This window comes from Pseudomonadota bacterium (assembly GCA_013285465.1).
Classification (GTDB): Bacteria; Pseudomonadota; Alphaproteobacteria; order Micavibrionales; family CSBR16-224; genus CSBR16-224.
The window spans coordinates 2,022,864-2,045,581 of record CP053449.1 but is presented as its reverse complement, the minus strand read 5'-3'; the positions used below and the strand labels follow the sequence as shown (position 1 = coordinate 2,045,581).

18 protein-coding genes and 1 pseudogene are annotated in these 22,718 nt (G+C 52.7%); 7 read left to right on the top strand and 12 right to left on the bottom strand.

Going from position 1 to position 22,718, the window contains the following annotated elements:
• The first annotated feature begins 127 nt into the window (after nt 1–127).
• Nucleotides 128–3,103: pseudogene (locus HND56_09935) on the top strand (type IV secretion protein IcmB).
• A 199-nt stretch (nt 3,104–3,302) separates the two neighbouring features.
• On the opposite strand, the gene HND56_09930 reads toward HND56_09935, so the two are convergent.
• Nucleotides 3,303–3,851 (bottom strand): GNAT family N-acetyltransferase, encoded by a 549-nt coding sequence (locus HND56_09930; GenBank protein QKK05989.1) that lies wholly within the window; start codon nt 3,849–3,851, stop codon nt 3,303–3,305.
• 83 nt (nt 3,852–3,934) lie between these two features.
• Between HND56_09930 and HND56_09925 the strand changes: the two genes are divergently transcribed.
• A complete protein-coding gene (locus HND56_09925; GenBank protein QKK05988.1) occupies nt 3,935–4,717 on the top strand; it encodes an NAD kinase in 783 nt (260 codons plus the stop codon).
• Between the two features lie 18 nt (nt 4,718–4,735).
• Here HND56_09925 and HND56_09920 read toward each other — a convergent pair whose 3' ends face one another.
• Together HND56_09920 and HND56_09915 are read right to left on the bottom strand one after the other, a co-directional pair.
• Complete coding sequence (locus HND56_09920; GenBank protein QKK05987.1) at nt 4,736–5,197, bottom strand: hypothetical protein; 462 nt, start codon at nt 5,195–5,197, stop codon at nt 4,736–4,738.
• 36 nt (nt 5,198–5,233) lie between these two features.
• The gene (locus HND56_09915) at nt 5,234–5,848 is read right to left on the bottom strand and encodes a hypothetical protein (protein ID QKK05986.1); all 615 of its coding nucleotides are present in this window, start codon (nt 5,846–5,848) and stop codon (nt 5,234–5,236) included.
• 246 nt (nt 5,849–6,094) lie between these two features.
• Here HND56_09915 and HND56_09910 point away from each other — a divergent pair, with 246 nt between their 5' ends.
• Genes HND56_09910 through HND56_09895 form a run of 4 tightly spaced genes read left to right on the top strand, consistent with a single transcriptional unit; the run spans nt 6,095 to nt 11,236 of the window.
• Complete coding sequence (locus tag HND56_09910; protein QKK05985.1) at nt 6,095–7,216, top strand: microcin C ABC transporter permease YejB; 1,122 nt, start codon at nt 6,095–6,097, stop codon at nt 7,214–7,216.
• A 2-nt stretch (nt 7,217–7,218) separates the two neighbouring features.
• On the top strand, nt 7,219–8,304 hold the full coding sequence (locus HND56_09905) for an ABC transporter permease (GenBank protein ID QKK05984.1): 1,086 nt from the start codon (nt 7,219–7,221) through the stop codon (nt 8,302–8,304).
• Nucleotides 8,305–9,939 carry an ABC transporter ATP-binding protein gene (locus HND56_09900; protein ID QKK05983.1) on the top strand — a complete coding sequence of 545 codons (1,635 nt, stop codon included), beginning with the start codon at nt 8,305–8,307 and terminating at the stop codon, nt 9,937–9,939.
• 13 nt (nt 9,940–9,952) lie between these two features.
• The gene (locus HND56_09895; protein ID QKK05982.1) at nt 9,953–11,236 is read left to right on the top strand and encodes a 3-deoxy-D-manno-octulosonic acid transferase; all 1,284 of its coding nucleotides are present in this window, start codon (nt 9,953–9,955) and stop codon (nt 11,234–11,236) included.
• A 13-nt stretch (nt 11,237–11,249) separates the two neighbouring features.
• Here the strand turns inward: HND56_09895 and ald are convergent, their stop codons facing one another.
• The gene (gene ald / locus HND56_09890) at nt 11,250–12,368 is read right to left on the bottom strand and encodes an alanine dehydrogenase (GenBank protein ID QKK05981.1); all 1,119 of its coding nucleotides are present in this window, start codon (nt 12,366–12,368) and stop codon (nt 11,250–11,252) included.
• Between the two features lie 103 nt (nt 12,369–12,471).
• The gene (locus tag HND56_09885; protein ID QKK05980.1) at nt 12,472–12,711 is read right to left on the bottom strand and encodes a hypothetical protein; all 240 of its coding nucleotides are present in this window, start codon (nt 12,709–12,711) and stop codon (nt 12,472–12,474) included.
• A gap of 105 nt (nt 12,712–12,816) precedes the next feature.
• Here HND56_09885 and HND56_09880 point away from each other — a divergent pair, with 105 nt between their 5' ends.
• Complete coding sequence (locus HND56_09880) at nt 12,817–13,503, top strand: toxin-antitoxin system YwqK family antitoxin (protein QKK05979.1); 687 nt, start codon at nt 12,817–12,819, stop codon at nt 13,501–13,503.
• Nucleotides 13,504–13,507: 4 nt separating this feature from the next.
• On the opposite strand, the gene HND56_09875 is transcribed toward HND56_09880, so the two are convergent.
• The 7 genes from HND56_09875 to HND56_09845 all read right to left on the bottom strand — a co-directional run bounded on the left by HND56_09875 (nt 13,508) and on the right by HND56_09845 (nt 22,701).
• A complete protein-coding gene (locus tag HND56_09875) occupies nt 13,508–14,272 on the bottom strand; it encodes a hypothetical protein (protein QKK05978.1) in 765 nt (254 codons plus the stop codon).
• A 30-nt stretch (nt 14,273–14,302) separates the two neighbouring features.
• The gene (locus tag HND56_09870; protein ID QKK05977.1) at nt 14,303–15,073 is read right to left on the bottom strand and encodes a hypothetical protein; all 771 of its coding nucleotides are present in this window, start codon (nt 15,071–15,073) and stop codon (nt 14,303–14,305) included.
• Between the two features lie 21 nt (nt 15,074–15,094).
• Nucleotides 15,095–15,862, bottom strand: a complete 768-nt coding sequence (locus HND56_09865) for a hypothetical protein (GenBank protein QKK05976.1) — start codon at nt 15,860–15,862, stop codon at nt 15,095–15,097.
• Between the two features lie 123 nt (nt 15,863–15,985).
• Nucleotides 15,986–16,432, bottom strand: coding sequence for an EamA family transporter (locus tag HND56_09860; GenBank protein ID QKK05975.1), 447 nt, complete (start codon nt 16,430–16,432; stop codon nt 15,986–15,988).
• A 40-nt stretch (nt 16,433–16,472) separates the two neighbouring features.
• On the bottom strand, nt 16,473–16,946 hold the full coding sequence (greA, locus tag HND56_09855; GenBank protein ID QKK05974.1) for a transcription elongation factor GreA: 474 nt from the start codon (nt 16,944–16,946) through the stop codon (nt 16,473–16,475).
• 40 nt (nt 16,947–16,986) lie between these two features.
• The gene (gene carB, locus HND56_09850) at nt 16,987–20,319 is read right to left on the bottom strand and encodes a carbamoyl-phosphate synthase large subunit (protein QKK05973.1); all 3,333 of its coding nucleotides are present in this window, start codon (nt 20,317–20,319) and stop codon (nt 16,987–16,989) included.
• A 57-nt stretch (nt 20,320–20,376) separates the two neighbouring features.
• Nucleotides 20,377–22,701: a fused MFS/spermidine synthase gene (locus HND56_09845; protein QKK05972.1), complete on the bottom strand. Its 2,325-nt coding sequence runs from the start codon at nt 22,699–22,701 to the stop codon at nt 20,377–20,379.
• Nucleotides 22,702–22,718: the final 17 nt, after the last annotated feature.

Sequence of the window (22,718 nt, the reverse complement as noted above, 5' to 3'; positions counted from 1 at the left end):
GAAATAACTGCAAAAACTTTCATTTAAGGCGTTTTCAGCAGGCGAAAATTTGTTATCCTGTATGACGGATGCGTAAAAGCACCGACAGGGCAAAACCGAACAACAATAACTGGGCACCGGAAAATTCATGGGTATCTTTGACAATATTTTTAAACCGATCGTCGGCATTCTGCGCCAACCGGTCGAATCTTTCATTCGTCTTGAAACCTCGGATGATGAAACGACAATGGTCGCCAGTGACGGGTCGCTGGTCAGCTATCTGCGCATTGACGGCGCAAGGCAGATTATCGGTGAGGAAGAATATAAAAATATCCTGAACGCCTGTGTCGTGAAACTGGGTGCACGTTTTGACCGTCCCGGTCATGCATTGCAGGTTTATTTCACGCGTAATCCGGAACGTATTCAGGAAGAGATCCGCGGAATATTGCGCCCCAGCCAGATGGCGGCGCGGAATGTCGGTATGGAAATTGATGATATTTTTGACGAGCGCAGCCGCGTTCTGCCGAAATATCTGGCCTCGGAAGAAATTTATTTTGTGCTGTGGACGCGGGCAAGCTCGCTGACCAAAACGGATATGCAGCGTGAAAAAGCGATGGCCAAAGATGTGAAATGGGTTAAAGCCGCCGGGGCGCAATACCCCTTTGCGGCGATCTCCTCCTTAAGAAACCGTCATAAAAGTTATGTCGGCGGTATGTTGACAGCCCTGCAAGAGGTCGGCTTGCAGGCGGCGGAAATGGAAGTCCATGACGCAATGCGCGCCGTGCGTGTCAATCTTTATCAGGCCGGTATGAACAGCCGCTGGAAGCCTTGTCTTCCCGGTGACCGTATTCCGCCGCGTGCGCCGGAATCACGTAAAGACATGTCGGCACTTTTGTGGCCGTCTTTGCCCAAACAGTTGACGTCAACATCGGCGCGGATGATCAATGACCGCATTGTCGAATTCGGGCAATATATCTGGGGCGGTGTCGATATGGTTCTGGCACCGATGGAGCCCGCGCCGTTTCCGCAGCTTTTGAACCGTCTGTCCGAGATGCGTTTCCCGTTCCGTATTTCCTATCTTGTGGAAGGCGGCGGTGCGCAAGGTATGGCGGCGCTTGGTTTTGCCGCGTCTCTGCTGGCGATTACCAATGCCGATAACCATATGATTAAAGATTCAATTGAGGGGCTGACGGAGCTGGCACGGAGTGAGCCGGTTGTGAAAGTCCGTATTTCCTTTGCAACATGGGCGCCGAAAGGCGATATGGATCTGCTGGAGGAACGGCTGTCACTGCTGATTCAGGCGACGGAGAGTTGGGGTTATTGTCAGGTTTCGCAGATTGCCGGTGATCCGCTGGATTGTCTGATGTCCTCGGCGATGGGGATCGCCTGTGCCTCGACGGCGCCTGCGGCTGTTGCGCCGATGTATGAAATTATGAAACTGATGCCGTGGCAGCGTGCGTCCTCACCCTTTGAAACGGGGGCGATTCTTCTGAGAACGCCGGACGGACGTCTCTGGCTTTACCAAACGGGAACGAACGTCACAACGACATGGTTTGACTTGATTTTCGCACAGCCCGGTGGCGGTAAATCGGTTCTGATGAATACGCTGAATCTGGGAACCTGTCTGACGACCGGTATCTCGAACCTGCCTTATGTGGCGGTTATTGATATCGGGCCGTCTTCTGCGGGTCTGATTTCGCTGTTCCGTGATGCTCTGCCGCCGTCGCGCCGTCACGAGGCGGTCTCGTTCCGCTTGCAGATGACGCCCGATTATGCGATCAACCCCTTTGATACAAAGCTTGGTCTGCGTGTGCCGCAGGCCTCCGAGCGGAGCTTCCTTGTGGAAATGCTGTCGCTTCTGTGTACGCCGGCCGGCCACGCCGAGCCTTATGACGGTATTTCCCAGCTGGCAAGCTTTGTCGTGGATGAAATGTTCCGCTTCCGGAATGATAAGGAAACCAATGCGGAGCCGCGCGCCTATCTGCCGCGTGTTGATGCGGCGGTTGACAGTATTTTGATGGAAAATGATATTCAGCCGGAACCCGGTGCTTATTGGTGGGATATCGTGGATACGCTGTTCAAGAAAGGCCTGACTTTCGAGGCCAATCTGGCGCAGCGTAATGCGATGCCGATTCTGCCGGATGCCGTAACGGCCGCACGTCGTCCGCAGATTAGAAACCTGCTGGAGGAAACCTCGATCGGCGCGAGCTCCGAGGGTGTTATCCATGCTTTCGAGCGGATGATTACCTCGGCGGTGCGGGAATTTCCGATTCTTTCTCAGGTGACGAAGTTCTCGCTGGCGGAAAACCGCGTCTGTGCACTGGATTTGGCCGATGTCTGCCCGCAGGGGGATGAAACGGCGGATCGCCAGACAGCTATTATGTACATGTTGGCACGTCACGCGCTGGTGACGCGCTGGTGGGTGAATGAGGAAATTTTGAAAGACATGCCCGAACTCTACCGTCCCTATCATGAAGCCATCATGCGCGATATTGCCGAGACACCGAAACGTCTTTGTTACGATGAGTTTCACCGGACCTCCGGGTCGAAATCGGTGCGTTCGCAGATCGTACGTGACGTGCGTGAGGGGCGTAAACGCGGTATTCAGATTATTCTTGCCTCGCAGCTGCTGGATGACTTTAGCGATGACATGGTCGATCTGGCCACGGGTGTCTGGATTCTGGGTACTGCGGTCAGTGACCGTGCCGTTGATGCCGCGCAGCAGCGCTTTGGTTTGACGGAAACGGCCCGCTGGATTATCCGGAACCGTCTGACAGGTCCGCGTGCCGGTGGTGCGCCTTGTCTGTTGGTTCTTGGTACGACGGATGGCCGTTATGAACAGCATTTGATCAATACGCTGGGGCCGATTGAGCTTTGGGCCTTCTCGACATCTGCCGAGGATGTGGCGATGCGGAACCGTCTGTATTCACGCCTTGGGGCGGCGCAGGCACGGCGTCTTCTGGCGGCGAACTTCCCCGGCGGTTCGGCACGTTCGGAAATCCGCCGCCGCGTTGCGGATCTGGCAGATAAAGGTGATGTCGAAAAAGCATCGGTCAGCGCCGTTATTAACGAGATGGTGACGGATATGATTGATTCCGTCCAAAAAGCCATGCTGGAAAGTCAGGGCGGCATCACGATCAGCGAGCCTGCGAAAAACCCACCCGCCGCAGAAGCAGCGCAAGCTGCACCTGCTGCGGAAGGCGGCGCGGCGCAACCGGCTGCGGAAACACCGCAGGCAGGCGGTGCTGATCCGCTTGGCGGGTTGGATGCGGCTGTTGAAGGCGGTGAAGAACCCGGCGGTGAAGAGCCGCAGGCGTAAACCTTCAGGCTTTAAAACGCGTCAGATCGTCATAGAGATAGGCGCATTCCAGATATTCCTGATCGCCGAATGTCAGCGGGGTGTTTTCTTTAACACAGCGCCCGCCCATGGCTTCATAAAATCTGCGTGCGGGTATGTTCTCCTGCAGAACCCACAGCGCCATGGTTTTCATGTTTTTCTCAAGCAGGTCACGGGCGCAGGCAAGGAACAGCTTTTTGCCGATACCTTTGCGTTTTGCGCTGTCCAGCAGATAAATGGCGGAAATTTCGCCCTCCGGTTCTGTCAGCCCGCCCGACTCACGCCATTTGCCGCAACAGGCAAAGCCGACAATGCTCTGGCCGGGCAGAATGGCGACGTAATGCGGGTGCCCGTGTCCGGTTGCCGCTTTTTCCAATGCGGCGATCCGTCGCGGCAGGTTGCGTTCCAGCGTGATCGCGTTTTTCAGAAAGCTCCGGTCAATCAAATCGTGATAGCTTTCGTGCCATGCGCGGGTATGCACTGTGGCAATCTCTTCGGCGTCCCCGATATCGGCGCTGCGTATGATAACCTCCATGCCTTATCCTTCTATCTTCTTGTACCTGCACTGTCTTTGTCGCATGATATAGATTAGTGAAGTAAATACAGGAAAGCAAAGCCATGAAGATTTTTTTGTTCGCGGCGGAAAGAACAAAAAAGGCGCAGGAAGCAGCTGCGGCTCTAACGAAAGCCTATCAAAAACATATTGTCGGCACGATGGAGGAGGCGGATGTGATTGTGCCGCTGGGCGGTGACGGCACGCTGCTGCATGTTCTGCATGAAGTCATCAAGCTGGGGCATAATACGCCTGTTTTCGGGTTAAACCGTGGCTCCGTCGGTTTTCTTCTGAATGAATACCGCGATACGGGTTTGCTGAAACGCCTTGAAAAGGCGCATCATGTGACATTGCATCCGCTGAAGGCAACGATTAAGACCGTGAAGGGCGAAACCCATGATGCCTGGGGCATTAATGAAGTCTCGCTACTGAGGGAAACGCGGCAGGCGGCAAAAATAAAAATCGTCATTGATAATGTCGTGCGGATGAAACAACTGGTCTGCGACGGGCTGATTGTTTCAACCCCCGCAGGCAGCACCGCTTATAATTTGTCGGCAAACGGTCCGATTATTCCGCTGAATGCCAATATTCTGGCGATGACACCGATCAGCGCCTTCCGCCCGCGCCGCTGGAACGGCGCATTACTGCCTGAAAGCTGTGATATCAAGCTGGAGATTATCAATCCGAAAGACCGCCCTGTCAGCGCGGTTGCGGATTTTACCGAGATCCGTGATGCGGAATCAGTCAGGATCAGGGAAGACCGTAAAGTTTCCCTGACCCTGTTATTTGATCCTGATCTGAATTTGGATGAACGTATTCGTAAAGAACAATTCATGGTCTGGGCTTAAAAAAGCCTAAACCTGTTCTTATTTGTCTTTGCTGTAGCCTTTTGCAGCAGCGTTGCCGACTTTTTTGGCATTCTCAAGCAATCCGCCGAAAAGCTTTTTGCCTTTTTCCGTGGCGCCGTCAACCTGCGTTTTGGCAACCGTGCCGAATTCTTCCGCTGTTTTGGCCAGCTTGTCGACCGTATTGGTGCTGCCGCCGGAAATATCGACCGGTGCCTGCTTGACTTCGGGCACTTCGACTTCACCATGCGAGGTGACAACCGTTTTACCTTTGCCTTTACCTTTTTTCACCATATCAAGAACGCCGCCAAGGCTGGTCGGGATCGTGATATTGCCGTCTTCACCGCGCTGTACGACTTTTTCAGCGATTTTCTTTGATCCTTCTTTCACAACGGCTTTACCGATTTCGTCACCGGCCGTTCTGGAGACCCGTGTGATAGCAGCCATAGCGATCTGTTGTACTGCGAATTTTACCAAGCCCATTTTTTTTACCCTTTTCTCGTGTTTAAAACGTCAAAATTACATTGTTTTCTTGTTGTGCGGACGGCTCATCAGGAACCCGCGGCCGGGTCTGGTGTCTTCCGTTTGTTCGATAACCGCTTCTTGCAGCTTTTCCTTATCCGTTGCCGACAGGTTTGTGTTTTCGACAGCTTCGAAAACTTTGTCCGCTTCTTCCGTTGTGAAGTGGTAGCCTTTTGTCAGGTATTCAACCAGTGCATTGACGGCTTCCGCGTCCTGTGTGCCTGCTTCAAACATTTGCAGAATATCGGATGCTGTATTTTCATACGGCGTATCATTCTGTTCTGTCTTATCCTCTGTTTTCGGCTGTTTTGCGGCACCGAAGATTTCTTTGGCGCGGCCCCAGCCGTTTTTCAAATCGCCAATGGTTTCATTGGCAATTTCCAGCGTCACCTGTCCGGCGTCTTTGGCGACATCGACAACATCTCCGGCAACGGTTCCGACTGTTTCCGCACCTTCTTCAACGCTTTTATGGTTGATGGCTTTTTTGATGTTCTGCCCATGTTCGGACAGGCGCTGTGCCGCTTTTTTGCCTTTTTCCGTCAGGCCGTCAATGCCGCCTGCTTTTTTAAAAGCTTTTTCCGCTGCCGCACCTAATACGAGTTTTACAAACATTTGTTTCTTCCCCTCAATTTTACCTTTGCCGTTTTGCTCTTATCTTTTTGAAAACAGAGCTTTTAAAATCCTTTGCGCACGACTCACCCTTCGTCCTGCGTTAACGTTTCATTAATATATGAAAAATAGCTTATTATGTCAACAGTTTTCTGTCAAATGCATGGTTTTTCTCCGTTATTATTCTTCCACATAGGCGGAAATCCTTTATAATACGGGAAAATGAAAAAATCGGAGTTGTTTTAAAATATGGGAGCCTATGTCCTCCGGCGGCTGTTACTGATGATTCCGACGCTGCTGGGCATCATTTTGCTGAATTTTCTGATTGTGCAGGTCGCGCCCGGCGGCCCTGTGGAACAGATGCTGGCCAAAATTCAGGGCAATGACGTTTCGGCGACCGAACGCTTTTCCGGCGGTGGCGGTGAAGATTTCTCCATGCAGCAGGATTTGCAGCATAAAACGGCAGCAGTCTCGGGCGGAAAAAGCAAATATCGCGGTGCGCAGGGGCTTGATCCCGCCTTTATCAAAGAGCTGGAACGCCAGTTCGGCTTCGATAAACCGGCGGGCGAACGCTTTATGATGATGATCAAAAATTATCTGAAATTCGATTTCGGCACCAGCTATTATCAGGATCGCGCGGTGATTGATCTGGTTAAGGACAAGCTGCCTGTCTCGATTTCCCTCGGCTTGTGGAGCACTTTGATCATTTATCTGATTTCCATTCCGCTGGGTATCAAAAAGGCGGTGCGCGACGGCGAGCGCTTCGATGTCTGGACCAGCGGTGTTATTATTGTCGGCTATGCCATTCCGGGCTTTATGTTTGCGATTTTGCTGATCGTCTTGTTTGCGGGAGGAACCTATTGGGATATTTTCCCCTTGCGCGGGCTGGTCTCCGATAACTGGCATGATCTCAGCTGGCCGAAACGCATTCTGGATTATTTCTGGCATCTGGCTCTACCGATTGCCGCTTTGGTTATCAGCGGTTTTGCCAGCCTGACGATTTTGACCAAAAACTCTTTTCTGGACGAGCTGAATAAACAATATGTGCTGACGGCGCGGTCAAAAGGTCTGGTGGAAAAACGTATCCTGTATAAACATGTGTTCCGCAATGCCATGCTGATTGTGATTGCCGGATTTCCGGCGGCTTTGATGAGTATCTTTCTGACAGGATCACTGCTGATCGAAACGATTTTCTCGCTGGACGGGCTGGGGCTGCTCGGTTTTGAATCGGCGTTGAACCGTGATTATCCGGTGATGTTCGCGACATTGTATATTTTCACATTGCTGGGACTTGTCATCAAGCTGGTCAGCGATCTGACGCTGACATGGGTTGACCCGCGTATTGATTTCAACGCGCTGGAGGGCAGATAGAGATGATCCTGTCGCCCATTGCAAAGCGCCGCCTGCACCAGTTCCGCCGCAACCGCCGCGGTTACTGGTCGTTGATGCTGTTTCTGCTGCTGCTGGTGCTGAGCCTGTTTGCCGAATTCATCGCCAATGACAAGCCGCTTTTGGTGCGTTATGACGGGCAGTTTTATACGCCGGTTTTTGTTTCCTATGCCGAAACGACCTTCGGCGGAGAGTTTGAAACAACAGCGGATTACCGCGACCCCTATGTGCGTGATCTGATTAATGAAAAAGGCTGGATGGTCTGGCCACTGATCCGTTATTCCTATGCGACGATCAATTATAATCTCGACCGGCCCGCCCCGTCACCGCCGACGACAGAAAACTGGCTTGGCACCGATGATCAGGGCAGGGATGTGACGGCAAGACTGATTTACGGGTTTCGTATTTCGGTGTTGTTCGGCCTGTGTCTGACCCTGCTGGGCAGCCTGATCGGCGTGACGGTCGGGGCGATGCAGGGTTATTTCGGCGGCTGGTTTGATCTGTTGTCGCAGCGTTTTATGGAGATATGGTCGGGGATGCCGGTGCTGTTTCTGCTGATTATCATGGCCAGCGTGATCGAACCCGGATTTTTCAGCCTGCTGATTTTGATGCTGCTGTTTTCCTGGATGACATTGGTAGATGTAGTGCGGGCGGAGTTTCTGCGTACCCGCAATCTGGATTATATCCGCGCCGCACAGGCTTTGGGTGTGCCGACCCTTGTCATCATGGTGAAACATGCGCTGCCCAATGCGATGGTGGCGACGCTGAGCCTGATGCCCTTTGTGCTGACAGGGGCGATTACGACCCTGACCAGTCTTGATTTTCTCGGTTTCGGTCTGCCGCCGGGATCGCCGTCTTTGGGCGAGCTTTTATCGCAGGGGAAAAACAATCTGCAGGCGCCGTGGCTGGGAATTACTGCCTTTATGTCATTGGCTGTGATGCTGAGTTTGCTGACATTCGTCGGGGAGGCCGTGCGTGACGCCTTTGACCCGCGTAAAATTTTCGTCCAGAAGGGCGTGGAAGAAAACGCCGTTGCTGAAATGGCGCAAAGCAAGGAAAAGGATGCGTAGATGACACTCCTGACTGTAAAAGATTTATCCGTGACGTTCCGCGTGCCTGACCAGCAATCTGTCGCGGCGGTGAAAAAGGTCAGCTTTACGGTTGAAAAAGGCAAAACCACGGCGCTGGTCGGCGAGTCCGGATCGGGAAAATCCGTCACGGCTTTATCCGTTTTGCAATTATTGCCTTATCCGATGGCGTCGCATCCGTCGGGCGAGATCGTCTTTGACGGGCAGAATGTGATCGGCGCCTCAAAATCCGTGCTGCGCAGTATTCGCGGCAACCGTATTTCGATGATCTTTCAGGAACCGATGACGGCGCTGAACCCGCTGCATACGATTGAACGCCAGATTGCCGAGCCGTTATTCCTGCATAAGAAGATGTCGGAGACTGCCGCCCGCGCACGGGTGCAGGAGCTGCTGGAGATGGTCGGATTGTCGCAATTGAAAACCCGTCTGGGCGCATTCCCGCATGAATTATCTGGCGGGCAGCGCCAGCGCGTGATGATTGCAATGGCATTGGCGAATGAGCCGGATATCCTGATTGCGGATGAGCCGACAACGGCGCTGGATGTGACGGTGCAGCTGCAAATTCTGGAACTGCTGCAAAAACTGCAAAAAGAGCTGGATATGGCGATTTTGCTGATTACCCATGATTTGAATGTTGTGCGTAAAATGTCCGACCATGTCTGTGTGATGAACCGCGGCGAGATTGTCGAGCAGGGAGCAACGAAAGCGGTATTTGAAACGCCGGAACATGCCTATACCAAGGCGCTGCTGTCTGCGGAGCCGAAAGGCGCGCCGCCGTCGGTGAATGATAATGCCCGCGTGCTGCTGACGGCGGAGGATGTGAAGGTTTATTTCCCGATTAAAAAAGGCGTGATGCGCCGCACGGTCGATTATGTCCGCGCCGTGGATGGAATTGATATGGTTCTGCGCGAAGGGCAGACGCTTGGTATCGTCGGCGAGTCAGGCTCGGGAAAATCGACTTTGGGTTTTGCCATTTTGCGGCTGCTGCAGGCACAGGGCAAAATCTCTTTTAACGGGCAGGATGTGACGCATCTGAGCCAGAAACAGATGCGCCCGCTGCGTGCCGATATGCAGCTGGTTTTTCAGGACCCTTACGGCGCGCTGTCACCGCGTCTGTCGGTGCGCGGCATTATTGAAGAAGGTCTGCTGGTGCATCAGAAACATCTGTCGCAAAAAGAGCGTGATGACCGTGTTGTGGCGATTTTGGAGGAGGTCGGTCTTGACCCTGAAACGCGCTTCCGTTATCCGCATGAATTTTCCGGCGGGCAGCGGCAACGGATTGCCATTGCGCGAGCGATGATTTTAAATCCGAAACTGGTTGTACTGGACGAGCCGACCTCGGCGCTGGATATGTCGGTACAGGCGCAGATTGTCGAGCTGTTGCGCGACTTGCAGAAACGCCATAATCTGTCCTATATTTTCATCAGCCATGATTTGAAAGTCGTACGCGCGATGTCGCATCATGTACTGGTGATGCAGCACGGGAAAATTGTCGAAATCGGCAGCCGGGAACAGATTTTTGAAAGCCCGGAAACGGAGTACACGAAAGAACTTCTGAAAGCCGCCTTTTTTACCGATGCGCCGAAAGCCGCACCGAAAAAGAAAAACAAAAAATAGAAAACGGATTCCCATGTACCGGTTTTACCGCACAGGAACAAAATTGCTGACGCCTTTTCTGCCCTGGTATCTGACACGCCGGCTGGAAAAGGGCAAAGAGGTCGAAGCCCGTCTGGGTGAGCGTTTCGGCAAGCCGTCGCGTAAACGTCCGCGCGGCAAGCTGATCTGGCTGCACGGTGCCAGTGTGGGCGAAGTCTTGTCGCTGCTGGCATTGATCGAACAGATGCAAAGCCTGTTTCCCAAGGCGCATGTGCTTGTGACCTCCGGTACTGTGACCTCGGCAGAGCTGATGGAAAAACGCCTGCCCAAACGCGCTTTCCATCAATTTATCCCGCTGGACCACCCTGAATATGTTGCGGATTTTCTGGAGCATTGGAAGCCGGATGTCGTGTTATGGGCGGAATCGGAATTATGGCCGAATATGCTGATGGAAATGAAACAGCGCAATATTCCCGCGGCACTGATTAACGGCCGCATGTCCAAACGCTCTTTCCACCGTTGGTCAAAGCTGGGAAGTTTCGGTAAGGATGTGCTGGGCGCTTTCCAGATGTGTCTTGTGCAGAATGAATATGAAGCCGGACATTTCGAAGGGATCGGCGGGCAGAATGTGCGCCCGTCGGGTAATCTGAAATATTCCGCCGCACCGCTCGGCTGTGACGAACGCGATCTGGAAAAACTTCTGGATGCGCTGGAGGAAAGGCCGCATTGGCTGTTTGCCAGCACCCATGAGGGTGAAGAGGAAATCGCGCTGCGTATTCATAAAAAGCTGAAGGAAAACTTTCCCGAAAATGTGACGATTATCGCGCCGCGCCACCCCGACCGCCGCAACGATATTCTGGCGCTCTGTGCGGAGGAGGGGCTGAAAGTTTCGCAGCGCTCGCTCGGTGCCTTGCCGGGACCGGAGGATGATATCCATCTGGTCGATACGATCGGAGAATTGGGGCTTTATTTCAGTGCGATTTCGATGGTTTGTATCGGCGGCTCATTCATTCCGCATGGCGGCCATAACCCGATTGAACCGGGGCGGCTGGAATGCCAGATTCTCTACGGTCCCTATATGCATAATTTCGTCACGATCTGCGAGGATTTTGAAGATGTCAGCGCCGCCCGCCGTCTGGAAGGCGAGGAAGAGCTGTACACGGAAATACGGCATCTGTTCTTAAATCCGGTCGAGGGGCAGAAACTGGCGGATACCGCTTTGCGCCTGACCGAAGCCAAGTCCCATGTCATCATGGATATCTTGAGTGAACTCTATCCGGTGTTCCAGCGTGCCGAACTGATCGAGGTGAAAGAATAACCCCGCCGCCGTTTTAGGCTGCGAGGCATTGTTCCGGCGCGGAAAATTCCAGCTCCAGATCATGGGCGACCTCGGCATGGGTGATTTTGCCGTGGAAGACGTTCAGCCCGTTCAGCAGATGTTTGTTATCCTGCAAGGCTTTTTGCCAGCCTTTATTGGCCAGTTCCAGCGCATAGGGCAGCACGGCGTTGTTCAGTGCCTGCGCTGATGTCAGGGCAACCGCCCCCGGCATATTGGTGACACAGTAATGCAGGATGCCTTCATCCAGATAGGTCGGCTCGTCATGCGTGGTCGGACGGCTGGTTTCCAGACATCCGCCCTGATCAATGGCGATATCGACCACGACCGAATTGGGGCGCATCTGTTTCAGCATGGCACGGGTGACAAGTTTCGGCGCTTTCGCACCGGGAACCAGAACCGAACCGATAACCAGATCGGCATTCACAACACATTGTTCCACCGTATCGGCTGTGGAATACAGCACAGTGGCCTGTGAACCGAACAGATCATCCAGATAGCGGATGCGGTCAAGCGAGCGTTCCAGAATGGTGACATTCGCACCCATGCCGACAGCCATTTTTGCGGCATTTGTTCCGGCGATACCGCCGCCGATAATGGCAACAGAGGCGGGACGCACGCCCGGTACGCCGCCGATCAGAATACCCGCGCCGCCTTGCGTTTTTTGCAGGAAGTAACTGCCGACCTGAATGCTCATCCGTCCTGCAACCTCGCTCATCGGTGCCAGCAGCGGCAAGCCGCCATGCGCGCCGGTGACGGTTTCATAGGCAATGGCGATGGATTTACTGTCAATCAGCCCTTTGGCCTGTACGGGGTCGGCGGCAAGATGCAGATAGGTAAACAGGATTTGCCCTTCACGCAGCATGGCGCATTCCTGCGGCTGCGGCTCTTTGACCTTGATAATCATATCGGCTTTGGCAAAGACGGTTGCCGCATCGGGGGCGATTTCTGCGCCTGCGGCTTTATAATCCTCATCCGTGGCATGGACATTGGCGCCTGCGCCGGTCTGGACCAGAACTTTATGCCCGCTGCGGATAAATTCACGCACCGATGCCGGCAGCAATCCGACGCGGTACTCTTGCGTTTTCACTTCCTTGGGTACACCGATCAGCATGGCAATCTCTCCTTTGCGCAAAGATGGTATAAAAGATAAACAAGGTTTAGCCGAAAAATACGGGGAGTGCAATTGTTTTCAGATGGTGAAAAATCAGTGTGTTTCAGCCTAATAAAACTCTGAACAGCACCTTCAGCCATGCAATCAGGCAAAAAAGCATAATGACGGCAAACCACAGAATTAAAAGCCAGTATCCGGCGGGGTTTTTGGCTTTGTCACACAGGCTTTTGCTGTCGGTATGACGGATTTTTCCGGTCTTTAACCCGTCCAGAATAACGCGTCCCAGAAAAAAATATAAACCGCCGAGAAAAAGGGAGATAAGGATGAAGGCCAGAATATTCATTGCTTTTGCAGGAACCTGTTTTTTATGGATTTGAAAATCTGCTATAATGATAGGATAGGACGGAAAAAACTGATAGAGAAAACCTAAAAGCAGGATTGTGCGGCGATGAAATATCTGAAGATGCGCGTTTTAAGTCTGGCGGTTTTGCTGTCTGTGTATTTTTTCTGCGGTTTTGCGTCCCCCGCCTTTGCCGAAGAAGAGATCATCTACAGCATTGAAAAACGTGCCGGAAAGCTCTACAAACCCGGAGCGGACAAACCCTATACCGGGGAATACAGAGTTAATAATGAAGCAACGGGCATAAGCGTTGAAATGCATATCAAGGACGGGGAAATCAACGGTGATTATATCGAACGCTATGCCAATGGTCACAAAAAGATGCAGTCTTACTGGGAAAACGGCGTACAGAACGGTCTGCTGACCTATTGGGATCAGGACGAACATAAGCTGATTGAGTCGGAGATGAAAAACGGTCTGCCGCACGGCACGGAAACAATGTGGAATAATGACGGTAAAAAAATTGCGGAAACACCCTATAAAAACGGCAAACTGGACGGCACGGCGCTGGAATGGCATGTGAACGGCCAAAAACGGCTTGAGGCGGAATTTTCAGAGGGTAAACAGCACGGTAAATTTGTGTCATGGTATCCGAACGGCCAGAAACTGGCTGAAGGGGCTTACCGCAATGATCTGGAACACGGCACACTGACAACATGGGATCCGGCAGGGAATGTCACAAAACAGACGACTTTCATCAACGGCGTGCCGCAGCAGAACTTAAGCCCGCAATAGAAAATCAGTGATTAACGGATTTCTTTTTGGCGCGCGCCGGAACGCGGCGCGGCTCGTATTTTCCCCAGTGCTCCAGTTTTGTCACGCCGATTGCCAGCATCAGCATCAGACCAAAAAATGTGCCGGCACCGGAGAAAAATCCCGCATCACCGGCAGCGGAAAGCTGGCTTTTCATCTCTGAGTCAAGTTTTTGCAGGTCTTTCACCGGATTGTTGGAAAAACCGTCTTTGCCCATCGCCTGCCGCGCCTCATCCAGATAGGCGATTTTATCAACGGAAAGCGGTACGCCGAAATCAGAGGTGGAACCGACTTTTTCTGTGAAAAGATTTGCCAGTTCCACGACTTTATTTTCAGCAATATCTGCTTCGCTGCCTGCCGCACCATGCGTCAGCATATCCATGAGTACGCTTTGTCCCTGAAAAGAAAAATTGCGTTGCATGGTGCCGATTTCGCGGGAGGATTCATTTAGCGCATCACCTGATAAATCACCGGTCAGACTGCCGAGTTCATGTCTCTTTTGGGCGATTTTCAGCGCGGTTTTCCCTTCTTCCAGTGTGGTGATACCGTCCAAGACGTTCTGATAGGCAGCGTCTTGCTGTGCGGTGCCGTCCGTGTCAGGGGAAGCTGTTTGATTGTCAGTGACATTGCTGCCGACAGTGATCCCGCCTCCCAGTGCCACGCCGAGTGCCGTCAAAATAGCGAAAGCGTCACTGCGGAACGGTTTGCCGATATAATGTTTCAGATTAATACGTGTATTTTCATCCGCCATAATATGCCATCCTTATAGCTCATCTATTGTTTAATGATTGATACCCTTGGTCTTTTTCGGGCGGCGGCGTTCAACGCGTTTGCTTTCGAATGACCAGTCTTCAAGCTTGGTGTAGGCGCCGATACTTGCGAATAACAGGGCGATCAGTGTCACGAACCCGCCAAGTACGCCGAGCCCGGCAGGGTCTTCGCTCATACTTTCCATCTTGTCGCTCAGCGTTTGCGCATCAATGACCGGATTGCCGGTAATATCGCCATCCTCCGCCATATCCACACGCGCTTCGTCAAGATAGGCGGCATTATCCGCATCAATTGTCAGACCGGAGCCTTCAATTCCGCCGATTTTATCTTCAAAAACTTTTGCCAGTTCCACGAATTGCTGTTCTGAGATGTCCGCCTCTTGCCCCGGTTCACCGGCATTAAATAAACCGACCAGTGTGCGGTGGCTTTCAAAGGCAAAATCTTCATTCATTTTGCGCAGATTGCGCTCGTCTGCGGCAATGGCATCGCCTGTTAATGTCCCGTCCAGAACGTTCAAATCATGCTGTTTCTGGGCGATTTCAATCTGGGTCTGTTTTAGATCAAGCGCATTAATACTGCCGAGCGCTTCCTGATAGGCGGTTTCCTGCAAAGCGGTTCCGGTTGCGTCCGGCGCGTTATCCAAGGCGGAATGAATGCCGATGCCCGTACCGATGGCACCACCCAGAACCACGACCGCACCCGTTACAAACGCGACGGCATCGTTGCGGAACGGTTTCCCGATATAATGTTTCAGATTGATGAGAGTGTTATCTGTGCTCATCTTTGTTCCGTTTTTTTCAGGTTAGTGGTTCAGGCCTTTTTGTTTCTTCGGGCGGCGTGCCACGCGCTTGTCTTCATAGCTCCAGTCTTGCAGGCGATCCATTCCGGCAAACAGCATCAGAAACATCAAACCGATGCCTGATATCATACCGGCAAAGCCGCCAAGAACTTCCGGATTTTCTGCCGAGGATTTCATGTTGGCGTGAATAACCTGCGCATCCGCAACGGGGTTGCCTGTCAGTTCGCCGTCTTTTGCCGCTTCGATGCGGGCCTCATCCAGATAGGCGGCGTTATCGGCATTCAGTTCCAGACCGAAAGCTTCTGTTGAACCGGCGGTTTTCTCGAAAGCTTGTGCGAGTTCGACAAATTGCGCCTCGGACACATCAGCTTCCGCGCCTTGCGTGCCGTGATTGAAAAGATCAAGCAATGTGCCGTAGCTTTGCAGTGCGAGGTCTTTTTGCATTTGGGCAACGGCATCTGCGGATTCGGTTGCGGCATCACCTGTCAGTGTTCCTTTGAGAACACCGAGCTCATGTTGTTTCTGGGCTATTTCGATTTGCGCCTTCTCAAGGCCGATGGCGCTGATCTCTGCAGAAAGCTCCTGAAAGGCGGTTTCCTGTTGCGCCGTACCGTCCAGATCCGGCGCGGTGTCCAGTACATTGTGCAACCCGACACCAATGCCGGTACCGCCGCCGATACCAAGCGCAATCGCCGTGACAATCGCGAAAGCATCGCTGCGAAACGGTTTCCCGATATAATGTTTCAGATTGATTCTGGTATTCTCCGACATATTTCACACCACCCTTTATAAAAATCGCCATTTTCCGCCTGTATCCGTATAGAGGGAACGGCAGGATAATAGCCCATACCTTAACAAAATATTAAGATTATGTCAATAGATTTATGGATAATGTCAGGATTTTAGATAGATCAGACAAACGCCGGAGAAGATCAGCACCCCGCCTGCGGCCTGCGCCCAGTTCACTTGCGTTTCTTTCAGGAATATCCAGGCAAACAGGCAGGTGAAAATCGGATAGGTAATCTCGATCAGGCTGGCGAGGGTGGCGTTTTTTTCCTGAATACTGGTTAAAATCAGCAGATTTCCACCGATAATCAGCGCGCCCATGAACAGCGTCAGCGCGATCATTTCTTTGCTGGATAAGAATAATTGCAATTGGCCTTTTCCGGCATCCATATAGGCGGTCATGCCAATTAGGAAGGGCAGCATCACGATATTGGAAATCACCATCATAAAGGCGGGCGTCATGCCGATACGCAGCAGTTTTTCCGATATCACATAGCCCAGTCCCCACATAACAGCGGCGGATAAAGCGTAAATAAACCAAAAATGGGCGGTCATCGAAGCGTCTTTCCGTTTTTTTGCAGGGATAGCAGGACAGCTATTGGTAGGATATGCCCAGAATTTCGTAGGCTTTACTGCCTTTTGGTGTTGTCACCTCGACACTGTCGCCGACTCGTTTTCCGATCAGGGCGCGTGACAGCGGCGCGGACAAGGATAGCATATTTTTGTCGATATCGGCTTCGTATTCCCCGACGATTTGATAGGTCAGCTCTTCTTCCGTATCTTCATCAACGACATGGATCGTGGCACTGAATTTCACCGTATCACCGGCGATTTTTTTCGGATCAATGATTTCGGCGCGCGCCATTTTATCTTCCAGATCGGCAATGCGGCCTTCAATAAAACTCTGTTTTTCACGGGCGGAGTGATATTCGGCATTCTCCGATAAATCGCCGTGTTCACGGGCAGCGGAAATCGCCTCGATAATCGCCGGGCGCTCTTCGCTTTTCAGTCTTTTCAGCTCGGCTTCCAGCTGTTGATAGCCTGTGGTGGTAATGGGCATTTTGTCCATTTTTTTAACTCCGGTGTTTTTTTTTTGGAATACGACAATTTCAGGCGGCGACATCGCAGCCGGTATCTTTCTCACGCTTCATATAATCCTGCAGGGGAACGATACCGAATGACTGACCGCTTTTCAGCGCTGAAATCGCTTCGACGGCGGCCCGTGCACCCGAAATCGTCGTGTAATAAGGTATTTTATTATGAAGCGCGCCGCGGCGCAAGTCAAAGCTGTCAGTGACGGCGCGCGGGCCTTGTGTGGTGTTCAGCATCATGCAGATATCGCCGTTGATCATGGCGTCAATCACATGCGGCTGGCCTTCATGGACTTTGTTGATTTTATAGGCTCGCAATCCGGCATCCACCAAAAACTGTGCCGTACCGCCGGTGGCGACAATTTTAAAGCCAAGATCCTGCAATTTTGCCGCCAGCGGCACAATGCGTGACTTATCCTTGTCTTTTACCGAAATAAAGACTGTGCCTTCCAGCGGAATTTTTGATCCTGCGGCAAGGCGTGCTTTGGCAAAAGCCAGCGGGAAGCTGCGGTCGATCCCCATGCTTTCACCGGTTGATTTCATCTCCGGCCCCAGTACAACATCCACACCGGGAAAGCGCGAGAACGGGAAAACAGGTGCTTTGACCGCAACATGTCCTGTCAGCGGCGTGGCGGGCAGGGCACCTTCACGGCGCAGCTTGTCGATTTTTTCTCCCAGCATGATACGGGTGGCCAGCTGCGGCAGCGGCACACCTGTCGCCTTGGCAACAAAAGGTACGGTACGGGAAGCGCGCGGGTTGACCTCCAGCACCAGAATCTCATAAGCGTCCAGATTTGACGGATCACGGCTTTCGCGCACAACGAACTGGATATTCAGCAGCCCTTTGATGTTCAGCGCCTTGGCCAGCGTAATGGTCTGATCCATCAAATCGATCATCACATTTTCCTTCAGGGAATAAGGCGGCAATGCACAGACGCTGTCGCCGGAATGGATGCCGGCTTCTTCAATATGTTCCATGACACCGGCGATATGCACATCCTCGCCATCGCATAAGGCGTCAACATCCACCTCGATCGCATGCTGCATATATTTGTCTATCAGCACGGGGGATTTGCCGGAAATTTCGGCGGCGGCATCAATATATTCTTCGATCTGTCCGGCTTCATAGGCAATGCGCATCCGCTCGCCGCCCAGCACATAGGAGGGGCGGATAATCACCGGATAACCGATCTTCCCGGCAATTGCCAAAGCCTCGTCGCGTGTGGTCGCGGTGCCGTTCGGCGGCTGGCGCAGCCCCGTATCCTGCAGCAGTTTCTGGAATCTTTTGCGGTCTTCGGCAAGGTCGATGACATCAGGCGCCGTGCCCAGTACCGTGACACCGGCCTGTTCCAGCGCTTCGCACAGTTTCAGCGGCGTTTGCCCGCCCAGCTGCACAATCACGCCCAGCACTTCGCCATTCTGCTTTTCACTGTCGATGATATTCATGACATGCTCAAAGCTTAGCGGTTCGAAATACAAACGGTCGGACGTATCGTAATCAGTCGAAACCGTTTCCGGATTGCAATTGACCATGATGCTTTCAATCCCCATTTTTTCCAGCGCATAGGCGGCATGGACACAGCAATAGTCAAATTCAATGCCCTGCCCGATACGGTTGGGACCGCTGCCCAGAATAACGACCTTTTTACGGTCTGTCGGCAGGGCCTCGCATTGCGGTGCGGCAAGTGCTGCCGCAGGGCTGTAGCAGGAATAGAAATAGGCCGTCTGGCTCGGAAATTCGGCGGCGCAAGTATCGACGCGGTGGAAAACAGGCACAATACCGGCCTGTTTGCGTAGCGCCATAATATCCGTTTCGTTTTTACCGGACAGCGTGGCAAGGCGCATATCGGAAAAACCCGCATGTTTCAGCGCATGCCATCCGGCGCGGTCATCCGCCGCAGGCAGACCGTTTGCCCTGATGTTCTGTTCCGTTTTGACAAGCTCTTCGATCTGGCGCAGGAACCAGGGATCAAAACTGCAGGCATCGTGAATATCCGCGACCGAAAAACCGTGACGGAAGGCCTGCGCAATCACCAGCAGACGGTCAGGACGCGGCGTTGATAAGGCGGCAAGAATATGCTGCGGATGCATTTCGCGTGTTTTATCGGGGTTCAAATCCAGATCATCCAGACCTGTCAGTCCGGTTTCCAGCGAGCATAATGCTTTTTGCAGGGATTCGGCAAAACAGCTGCCGATGCCCATGGCTTCACCGACGGATTTCATCGCGGTACTGAGGATGCGCTCGGCACCGGGGAATTTTTCGAAGGCGAAACGCGGAATTTTTGTGACGACATAGTCAATCGACGGTTCGAACGAGGCCGGGGTCACTTCGGTAATGTCGTTTTGCAGCTCGTCCAGCGTATAGCCGACGGCAAGTTTGGCGGCAATGCGGGCAATCGGATAGCCTGTTGCCTTGGAGGCAAGGGCGGAGGAACGGCTGACGCGCGGATTCATCTCGATAATCACCAATTGACCGTCTGCGGGATTGACGGCGAATTGCACATTCGCACCGCCGGTTTCAACGCCGATACCGCGTAGCACATCGATCGAGGCGCGGCGCATGATCTGGTATTCCTTATCCGTCAGCGTCAGGGCAGGGGCGACGGTCACGGAATCGCCGGTATGCACGCCCATCGGATCAATATTTTCGATGGAGCAGATAATCGCGCAATTGTCATTTTTGTCGCGGATGACCTCCATCTCATATTCTTTCCAGCCCAGCACCGATTGTTCAATCAGGATTTCATTAACCGGTGAGGCTTTCAGACCCTGCTGGACGATATACAGATATTCGTCGCGGTTATAGGCAATACCGCCGCCGGTGCCGCCCAGTGTAAAAGAGGGGCGGATAATGGCGGGCAGGCCGACTTTATCTAAGGCCGCCATGGCCTCGTCAAGTCCGCGGGCAATTTCGCTTATCGGGCTGATATATCCCATTTTTTCGATACATTCGCGGAACAGTCTCCGGTCTTCCGCAAGACGGATGGCATCAGGCTGTGCCCCGATCAGGGAAATACCCAGCTTGTCCAATGTGCCGTTATCGTAAAGCTCCAGCGCAGTATTCAGCGCGGTCTGTCCGCCCATGGTCGGCAGCAGCACATCGGGCTTTTCCTTCTCCAGAATGCGGGCAACGATATCGGCGGTAATCGGCTCGATATAGGTGGCATCCGCAAGGGAAGGGTCGGTCATAATGGTGGCGGGATTGGAATTGATCAGAATAACGCGGTAGCCTTCTTCTTTCAGTGCCTTACAGGCCTGTACACCGGAATAATCGAATTCACAGGCCTGACCGATAACGATGGGGCCTGCGCCGATGACGGCGATGGAGGATATATCCTGACGTTTGGGCATGGGGCTCTCCCGCTGATTCACGTGATTCTTCGTGCTCAATATACAGCGGGCGGGCGCTTAAAACAAATTATACCGACTAAGAACCGAGAGAATATTCGAATGCTCATCCGTCCAGGGGGCGGTTTTGAAATCTTCCGGCGGCATAATCAGCCAGCCGTCATTCATCAGCGGCGTCAGATCGACATGCGGCGGTGTCAGAATGACCCAGATGCTGAAGACCTGTAGCGGGTCGGTCACCTGCATCTGATGGATGAATGTGGCGGTCATGCCTGTTTTTGCGGCGGTGGCGGCGATGGCATATTTCAAGTCCAGATAGCGGTTGGAAATATGCAGGGCGATGACGCCGTTTTCCGTCAGGCGGTTTTTATACAGCGCAAAGGCTTCTTCCGTAATCAGATGGACGGGAATGCTGTCGGATGAAAACGCATCCAAAATTATCATGTCATATTTGTCATCTTGGCGTTTTTCCATTTCCAGACGGCCATCGCCGACGACGATGACATCTTTTTCATCGCCGCAATCTTTCAGGTAATCGAAATATTTATTGGCGATATCGACAACGGCGGGATCAATCTCATAGATGGTGTAATGCCTCTCCGGTGCGTGATAACAGCGAATTGTGCCGGCACCAAGGCCGATCAGCCCGACATGTGCGGGTTTATAGGCATCAATCGCCGTCATCAGCGGCCCGTAATAGGAGGTAATCGGCGATGTCTTTAGATCAACATCCAGCTTTTGCAGGCCGTGCAGGGTGGTGCCATGCATGAAAAAGCGGACGGGTTTCGGTTCTTCATCCGGGCCGTTCACAGGGGTCATAATGTCGGCAACCTGCATGACGCCGAAAAAATTACGCTCCAAAGTCAGAATACTCTGCCCTGTTGCGGTGATATTCAGCATAACAAAGAACAACACGGCGGAAACATACAGTCCCAGCTTGGCATGAACATTGACCATCAGGGTAAAGGCCATGACAAGGAAGTAAACCTGAAACAGTGAACCGCCTTCCTGTGAGGCCAGCGAAAAGTTGAAAAAGTCGAAATGCAGTCCGGCAACATACAGGAACATCAGCACCAGACCGCCGGTAAAGAAAGCCATGTCCGAATTGGCGACTTTTGTTCTGAAATAAGGGTTCATCGCACAGGAGGCAATGGCAACCAGCGGATATTCCAGAATGTCGTTGAAGATGACCGGTGACAGAAAGGCGTTAAAGCTGCCGCCCAATGCGCCGCCGAGGGCAAGGAAGAAATAGAACTGCGTCAGATGTTTGCTATGCGGACGGTTTTCCGCCAGATAAGTGTGCAGACCCAGCGCAATCAGGAAGAAGGAGACGAGGCTGACAATAACCCCGTTCCATGACGCGGTAATCAATTGCAGTTCCGGGAATTTGACGGAAAGCAGCACAATCGCGCAGACGGCAATCGCATGTGAGCTGTAGAGTGTTTCGCGCGCTATAATTTTTTTGCGGGAAAAAGCCATAATATGGGTGATGAGATAAATACCCAGCGGCAGCACCCATAGCAGCGGCGCGGAGACCACATCCATGGTGATATGCATGGTCGTGCCCATCAACAGGCTGGAGGGGAAAAAGGCCAGCATCAGCCATGTGGTGCGCTGATGCCATGTGATCTCCTCATCATCGGCTTTTGCTGCGGCCTGAACTTTTTTCTCGGCCGTTTTTTCTTCTTTGCGGTTGGTAAAGCTTAGACAGACCAAACACATAATAATCAACCCGCCATAGAGAATCTGCCAATAGGCACTCTGATCCTGCAGGGCAAAAAGCGGTTCGACCATCAAAGGATAGGATAACAGCCCGATCAGACTGCCGGCATTGCTGGCGGCGTAAAGGAAATAGGGATCCTGCGCGTCTTTATGGCTGGTCGCGGTAAAGAGCCGTTGCAGGGTCGATGATACGGTGGATAAGGCGGTAAAAGGCAAACCGATAGCAAAGAGCAAAACGGTGAAAATTGTGCCGGGGGCAATACCGCCGGTTTCAAGAATGGAGGCATAATCGGCGATGCGTACGGGTAGGAAAATAAAACCAAGCCCGAGCAACCCGACCAGCAGCAGCGTATGGGTGCGGATGTGAAAGCGCGACATCATCCAGGCCAGCATATAGCCCATTAGCAGGGCGATCTGGAAAAACGCCATGGCGACAATCCAGCTGGCGGGCGTGCCGCCTGCCAGCGGCAGCAGCATCTTGCCGACCATCGGCTGCACGGCGAACATCAGCGAGGCGGATAAAAACAGTGAAACCGCGAAAACAAGCAGTGTCAGACTGTGGGAATGACAACAGGATTTTGCTTTTTCGGAGGCCTGACCTGCCGCTAAATTTGCCGCAGCGCCTTTGTTTTTACGGTTGCCGCTTTGCGCTTTTGATGCCATTTATCTTCCCCGTTGGT

Excerpts from the sequence above, each read along its gene's own strand:
- HND56_09885 (QKK05980.1), bottom strand. The coding sequence starts at position 12,711 with ATGAATATTCTGGCCTTCATCCTTATCTCCCTTTTTCTCGGCGGTTTA.
- HND56_09925 (QKK05988.1), top strand. The coding sequence starts at position 3,935 with ATGAAGATTTTTTTGTTCGCGGCGGAAAGAACAAAAAAGGCGCAGGAA.
- carB (QKK05973.1), bottom strand. The coding sequence starts at position 20,319 with ATGCCCAAACGTCAGGATATATCCTCCATCGCCGTCATCGGCGCAGGC.
- HND56_09865 (QKK05976.1), bottom strand. The coding sequence starts at position 15,862 with ATGTCGGAGAATACCAGAATCAATCTGAAACATTATATCGGGAAACCG.
- HND56_09845 (QKK05972.1), bottom strand. The coding sequence starts at position 22,701 with ATGGCATCAAAAGCGCAAAGCGGCAACCGTAAAAACAAAGGCGCTGCG.
- greA (QKK05974.1), bottom strand. The coding sequence starts at position 16,946 with ATGGACAAAATGCCCATTACCACCACAGGCTATCAACAGCTGGAAGCC.
- HND56_09895 (QKK05982.1), top strand. The coding sequence starts at position 9,953 with ATGTACCGGTTTTACCGCACAGGAACAAAATTGCTGACGCCTTTTCTG.
- HND56_09905 (QKK05984.1), top strand. The coding sequence starts at position 7,219 with ATGATCCTGTCGCCCATTGCAAAGCGCCGCCTGCACCAGTTCCGCCGC.
- HND56_09880 (QKK05979.1), top strand. The coding sequence starts at position 12,817 with ATGAAATATCTGAAGATGCGCGTTTTAAGTCTGGCGGTTTTGCTGTCT.
- HND56_09910 (QKK05985.1), top strand. The coding sequence starts at position 6,095 with ATGGGAGCCTATGTCCTCCGGCGGCTGTTACTGATGATTCCGACGCTG.
- HND56_09875 (QKK05978.1), bottom strand. The coding sequence starts at position 14,272 with ATGGCGGATGAAAATACACGTATTAATCTGAAACATTATATCGGCAAA.
- HND56_09920 (QKK05987.1), bottom strand. The coding sequence starts at position 5,197 with ATGGGCTTGGTAAAATTCGCAGTACAACAGATCGCTATGGCTGCTATC.
- HND56_09870 (QKK05977.1), bottom strand. The coding sequence starts at position 15,073 with ATGAGCACAGATAACACTCTCATCAATCTGAAACATTATATCGGGAAA.
- HND56_09900 (QKK05983.1), top strand. The coding sequence starts at position 8,305 with ATGACACTCCTGACTGTAAAAGATTTATCCGTGACGTTCCGCGTGCCT.
- ald (QKK05981.1), bottom strand. The coding sequence starts at position 12,368 with ATGCTGATCGGTGTACCCAAGGAAGTGAAAACGCAAGAGTACCGCGTC.
- HND56_09860 (QKK05975.1), bottom strand. The coding sequence starts at position 16,432 with ATGACCGCCCATTTTTGGTTTATTTACGCTTTATCCGCCGCTGTTATG.
- HND56_09930 (QKK05989.1), bottom strand. The coding sequence starts at position 3,851 with ATGGAGGTTATCATACGCAGCGCCGATATCGGGGACGCCGAAGAGATT.
- HND56_09915 (QKK05986.1), bottom strand. The coding sequence starts at position 5,848 with ATGTTTGTAAAACTCGTATTAGGTGCGGCAGCGGAAAAAGCTTTTAAA.